A 5708-nucleotide genomic window follows, 5' to 3' on the forward strand; every position below is an offset into this window, starting at 1 on the left:
GCAGGCCGGAGTTGAAGGCGCCGCCGGCGACCACCGACACCCCGCGCCGCAGTGCCTCGGGCAGCAGCGCCTCGGCCGCGCTCTGGTCGAGCAGGGTGTAGCGCCCCGCGCACAGCACCACGTCCACGTCGGTGTCGCGGACGAACCGGGTGAGCATCCGGGCCTGGTTCATGCCGGCGCCGATGGCGCCCACCACGCCTTCCGCGCGCAGCCGTTCCAGGGCCGGGTAGCCCTCGCGGAAGGCCTGCTCGGCGTGGTCGTCGGGGTCGTGGAGATAGACGACGTCGACCCGGTCCAGGCCGAGGCGGTCCAGGCTCGCCTCCAGGGTGCGGCGGACGCCGTCGGCGCTGAAGTCCCAGACGCGCCGGTGGGCCGCGGGGACGGCGTAGCCGTGGGCGCGGTCGTCGCCGGTGCCGTCGGCCGGCTCCAGGCGGCGGCCGACCTTGGTGGACAGGGTGTAGCTCGCGCGGTCGTACGCGCGCAGGGCCGAGCCCAGGCGCCGTTCGGACAGGCCGAGGCCGTAGTGCGGGGCGGTGTCGAAGTAGCGGATGCCGCACTCCCAGGCGGCCTGGACCGCCGCGTGCGCCTGCTCGTCGCTCACCGGGGCGTACAGGTTGCCGAGGGCGGCGGCACCGAAGCCGAGCGGGGTGACCCGGACGCCGGTGCGGCCGAGGACCTTCACCGGTGCGCCTCCGGCCGCGGCCTGAGGCCCTGCATGCCGCCGTCGACGGCGAGTGCGGTGCCGGTGGTGGCGCCCGCCAGGGGACTGGCCAAGTAGGCGATGGCGGCGGCCACTTCGGCGGCGGAGACGAGCCGTCCGGTGGGCTGGCGGGCCTCCAGCGCGGCGCGTTCGGCGGCCGGGTCGGGGGCCGCGTCCAGCAGCCGGCCGATCCACGGGGTGTCCACCGTACCGGGGTTGACGCAGTTGACGCGGATCCCCTCGCGGACGTGGTCGGCGGCCATGGCGAGGGTCAGGGAGTACACGGCGCCCTTGGTCGCGCTGTACAGGGCGCGTCGCGGCAGGCCCGCGGTGGCCGCGATGGAGCAGGTGTTGACGATCGCGGCGTGGGCGGAGCGGCGCAGGTACGGCAGGCAGGTGCGGGCGGTGCGGACCATGCCGAGGACGTTGACGTCGAAGACGTGCCGCCACTCGGCGTCGGTGTTGTCCTCGACGGTGCCCTGGGCGCCGACGCCCGCGTTGTTGACCAGGATGTCCAGGCCGCCCAGCGCGTCGGCGGCCTCCTGTACGGCGGCGCGCACCGAGGCGTCGTCGGTGACGTCGGCGCGCCACGCCCGCAGCGGTTCGGGCACGTGGGCGGGGTCCAGGTCGAGTACGGCGACCTGGGCGCCGCGCTCGGCGAGGAGGTTCGCGGTGGCCCGGCCGATGCCGGACGCACCCCCGGTGACCAGGGCCTTCAGGCCCGTGAAGTCGCTCATGCCGACTGTCCCTTCCGGCCGTCGGGACCGGCGGACCAGTAGGTGCCGCCGGGGAGGATGTGGCGCGCGAGGCCTTCCGGGCGCGAGGCCGCGGAGAAGCCGGGCGCGGTGGGTGCCGTGCGGTGACCCGCGCGGATCACCGCCGGGTCGGGGAAGTGCCCGTGCAGGTGGTCGACGTAGTCGGTGCCCCGGTCCGCGCCGCCCTTGGCGGCGAGGTCCCAGACCGCGTCGGCCATGACGCCGACCGCCATGTGCGGCACGCCCCTCTCGGGGCCGAGCCGGCGCGGTCGGCTGTCTCCGGTCGGATCCCGGTACGGCGTGCCCGGGTCGGCGCGCGGCTCCGCGTCCGGGTTCATCGCGTCAAAGCCGTCGAGACGGCGTGAGGTGGGGAACCGGATGCCGTGGATGTCGACGGCGGTGATGCGGGCGGGCGTCGGGGACACGGGGGCCTTTCGGTCCGGGCGGTGATCGGGCGGCCGGCCGAGCGGGGGTGCGGGGGTCGCTGTGCGGGGTCCATGGATGGGCGGGTGCGGGGACAACGCCGCATATTTATCAGACCACTGAGCCGCAATGACAGCCTCGTGCACGGGATTTCGGCATCGATCGCTCGAAATGGTCGGATCACTCGGAGCTGCGGGACATGCCCGGCCTGGGTCACCGTGCCCTTGGGCGGAGCCGCATCGTCCCGGGGGGCCGCGCCCGGTGGAGCTGCTCCCGGTGCGCCGGATCCCGGAGTCCGCGGCGACCCCGGCTGGCCGCCGCGCGCTTCACTGACGGGCAACTGGCGGCGTGGAGGCTCACTTTGCCTCGATGAGCGCCACGGGCGACTCCGAGGAGATCCTCGCCCACGACCTCGCCCTCCACCGCGCCCTCGCGGCCCGCGGCCCGGAGGCCGCACGAGCGGTGGCAACGGCCCACGTGGGCGAGGTGGAGGAGTGACTGCGGGGGCGGGACGAGGGCTGGTACCCGGGCTCGCGCCCCGCATCGTGCCCCGTCTCCCGGCGCGCGGCGCCCCGCCGGTCAGGGCCGGCCGAACCTGAGCGTGACGAGTTCGAACGGGCGCAGGCGTACGGTGATCCGCTCGCCCTCGGGCGTGGGCGGCTGCGCGTCCGGCAGGGGGCGTTCCAGCAGGTCGGTGACGGTGACATCGGCGAACGGGAAGCCGGTCGCCAGGGTCGCCCGGGCCCGGCCGCCGTGGGCCTCGTGGAAGCGGACGACCACGTCCCCGCTGCCGTCGTCGGCGAGTTTCACCGCCGTCACCACCACCGCGTCGTCGTCCACCTCCACCAGCGGGGCCACCGCGCGGGCGCCGGTCGTGTGCCGCTCCGGCAGGTTGACGCGCCAGCCCTCGCGGACCGCGTCGCCGACCGAGGCGCCGACGACCAGGGCGTGCCGGAAGCTGTGGACGCCCTGGTCGGTCTCCGGGTCGGGGAAGCGCGGGGCGCGCAGCAGGGACACCCGGACCGTCGTGGTCGTACCGCGGTCGCCGTCCGCGCGGACCGTGCGGGTCACATCGTGGCCGTACGTCGAGTCGTTGACGACCGCCACGCCCCAGCCGGGTTCCTCCAGGTGCACGAAGCGGTGGTTGCACGCCTCGAACTTGGCCGCCTCCCAGGAGGTGTTGGTGTGGGTGGGGCGGAAGGCGTGCCCGAACTGGGTCTCGGACGCGTACCGTTCGGCGTGCAGATCGAGCGGGAAGGCCAGCTTCAGGAACTTCTCCGTCTCGTGCCAGTCCACCTCGGTGTCGATGACCAGCCGGCGCTCCCCCGGCGGCAGCGACAGCAGCTGGGTGACCCGGGAGGAGCCGAAGGACCGGACGATCCGCACGGAGGCGCCGTCCTCGCCGGCCGTGACCGCCTCGGCGTCGGTGAGGTCGGTGACGGTGTTGCGGTAGAAGGAGTCGACGTCCCAGGCGTCCCACATGTTCGGGAAGTCGGGGTGCAGTTGGAGGAGGTTGGCGGCCGTGCCGGGGGCGATCGTCTCCCGGTCGGCGGCGGGATCGTAGGCGGAGACCACCAGGCCCCGGCCGTCCACGGTGATCCGCAGCAGGCCGTTGTCCAGCCGGAATCCGCCGTCCTCGCGGGGCGTGAGCGTGCTGGTGCCGGGCGCGTCCGGGGTGGCGGCGGCGCCGGCCGGGACGCCGTGGCGGGCGTGCGGGGCGGAGTTGAACAGCAGCGGGGTCGTCCCCTCGCCCGCCAGGGCGCGCTGGGCGGCGTCGACGATCGCGGTCAGTTCCGTGGTGAGCCGCTCGTACGTCGCCCGGGCCTCCCGGTGCACCCAGGCGATGGAGGAACCGGGCAGGATGTCGTGGAACTGGTGCAGCAGGACCGTCTTCCAGATGCGGTCCAACTCCTCGTACGGGTAGGGGAACCCGGTGCGCACGGCGGCCGTCGCCGCCCAGAGTTCGGCCTCGCGCAGCAGGTGCTCGGCACGCCGGTTGCCCTGCTTGGTGCGGGCCTGGCTGGTGAGGGTGGCGCGGTGCAGTTCGAGGTACAGCTCGCCGACCCAGACCGGCGGTTCGGGGTACTCGGCCTCGGCCTGCTCGAAGAAGGCGCGCGGGGTCTGCCAGCGGACGGTGGCCGAGCCCTCCAGGTCGCGCAGCCGGGCCGCCTTGGCGACCATCTCCCGTGTGGTGCCGCCGCCTCCGTCGCCCCAGCCGGTGGGGGCGAGGGAGTGCCGGGCGCCGCCCTTGTCCCGGAAGTTGCGCACCGCGTGGGCGATCTCGCTGCCCTTCATGGAGCAGTTGTAGGTGTCGACCGGCGGGAAGTGCGTGAAGATCCGGGTGCCGTCGATGCCCTCCCAGTGGAAGGTGTGGTGCGGGAACCTGTTGGTCTGCGACCACGAGATCTTCTGCGTCAGCAGCCACTTGGAGCCGGCCGCCTTGATGATCTGCGGCAGCCCCGCGGCGAACCCGAAGGTGTCCGGCAGCCAGGCCTCCTCGTTCTCGATGCCGAACTCGTCGAGGAAGAACCGCTTGCCGTGCGTGAACTGCCGGGCCATCGCCTCGGAGCCGGGCATGTTGGTGTCCGACTCCACCCACATCCCGCCGGCCGGCACGAACCGCCCCCGCGCGACGGCCTCCTTCACGCGGGCCCACACCTCGGGGCGGTGTTCCTTCACCCACGCCCACTGCTGGGCCTGGGACATGGCGAAGACGAAGTCCGGTTCGTCCTCCAGCAGCGCGGTCATGTTGGACACCGTCCGGGCCACCTTGCGCACGGTCTCGCGCAGCGGCCACAGCCAGGCGGAGTCGATGTGGGCGTGCCCGACGGCGCCGATCCGGTGTGCGGAGGGGACGGCGGGGGCCGACAGCACGCCGGTGAGCCGCTCCCGGGCCCGGGCGGCGGTGGCGTTGACGTCCTGGAGGTCGACGGTGTCCAGGGCCCGTTCGACCGCGCGCAGGATCTCCCAGCGGCGCGGGGAGTCCACGGGCAGCTCCGCCATCAGCTCGCCGAGCACCTCCAGGTCCATGACCAGCTGCCACACGGTCTCGTCGAACACGGCGAGGTCCATGCGGGCGAGGGTGTACTGCGGTTCGGTGCCGGCGGTGTCCTTGTCGCCGAGCCAGGTGGGCCGGAAGGGGTGGTAGTCGAGGATGACCGGGTTGGAGGCGGCCTCGATGTGCAGGCGGACCTCTTCGCCGCCCGCGACGGGTGCGCCGATCCGCACCCACTGGTTGCGCGGGTTGAGGCCCTTCACGGGGGTGCCGTCGGGCCGGTAGACCAGGCCCTCGCACTGGAAGCCGGGCATGTTCTCGTCGAAGCCCAGGTCGAGCAGGGCCTCGACGGTCCGTCCGGCCCACGCCTCGGGTACGGTGCCGGTCACCCGGAACCAGCTGGTGCCCCAGGGAGCACCCCAGCGCGCGCCCACCGCGATGGGCTGGGGCTCGGCGGCCAGTCCCTCGGCGACCGGCACCGGCTCGCCGGGCGCGTGCCACACGGCGACCTGGAGCGGCACGGACTCGGGGTAGACGGCGGGGCGGACGCGTTCGTCGAGCACGCGCCTGAGGCGGGCTTCCACCAGCGTGCGGTCGTCATGCATGGGGGGTGCTCCCTGCGGGTTCCGGGTGATTACCAGGGGTGGGTGACGGTGACGGGGGCCGAGGCGTTGTACAGCTCCCCCACGGCACGCACTTCGAACCGTGCGGCCGGCTCGCCCGGCTCGGGCCGCAGACCGGCGACGAACCAGGCGCGCTGGCCGGTCGCGCCGAGGAAGCGGCGGGTGCCGTAGATGTACAGGTGGCGGTCGAGTTCGGACCGGAACTCGGGTTC

At 74.0% G+C, this 5708-nt stretch carries 4 protein-coding genes and 2 pseudogenes; 1 reads left to right on the forward strand and 5 read right to left on the reverse strand.

What is annotated here, in order from left to right:
• The 3 genes and pseudogenes from H5J33_RS21335 to H5J33_RS38735 all read right to left on the reverse strand — a co-directional run.
• The coding region (locus H5J33_RS21335) for an aldo/keto reductase (RefSeq protein ID WP_181796527.1) at positions 1-682 on the reverse strand (682 nt) is incomplete at its 3' end.
• Complete coding sequence (locus H5J33_RS21340; RefSeq protein WP_181796528.1) at positions 679-1437, reverse strand: SDR family NAD(P)-dependent oxidoreductase; 759 nt, start codon at positions 1435-1437, stop codon at positions 679-681. The genes H5J33_RS21335 and H5J33_RS21340, both read right to left, overlap by 4 nt.
• Before the next feature lie 203 nt (positions 1438-1640).
• Positions 1641-1880 (reverse strand): annotated as a pseudogene (locus H5J33_RS38735) (fuconate dehydratase); the annotation flags it as partial.
• Positions 1881-2127: 247 nt separating this feature from the next.
• On the opposite strand from H5J33_RS38735, the pseudogene H5J33_RS38740 reads away from it, so the two are divergent.
• Positions 2128-2376 (forward strand): annotated as a pseudogene (locus H5J33_RS38740) (FCD domain-containing protein); the annotation flags it as partial.
• An 81-nt stretch (positions 2377-2457) separates the two neighbouring features.
• Here the strand turns inward: H5J33_RS38740 and H5J33_RS21350 are convergent.
• On the reverse strand, positions 2458-5478 hold the full coding sequence (locus tag H5J33_RS21350; RefSeq protein WP_181796530.1) for a glycoside hydrolase family 38 C-terminal domain-containing protein: 3021 nt from the start codon (positions 5476-5478) through the stop codon (positions 2458-2460).
• Positions 5479-5507: 29 nt separating this feature from the next.
• Positions 5508-5708: hypothetical protein (locus tag H5J33_RS21355; RefSeq protein WP_181796531.1), on the reverse strand; the 201-nt coding region annotated here is incomplete at its 5' end.

This window comes from Streptomyces sp. WELS2, assembly GCF_013870595.1.
GTDB lineage: Bacteria > Actinomycetota > Actinomycetes > Streptomycetales > Streptomycetaceae > Streptomyces.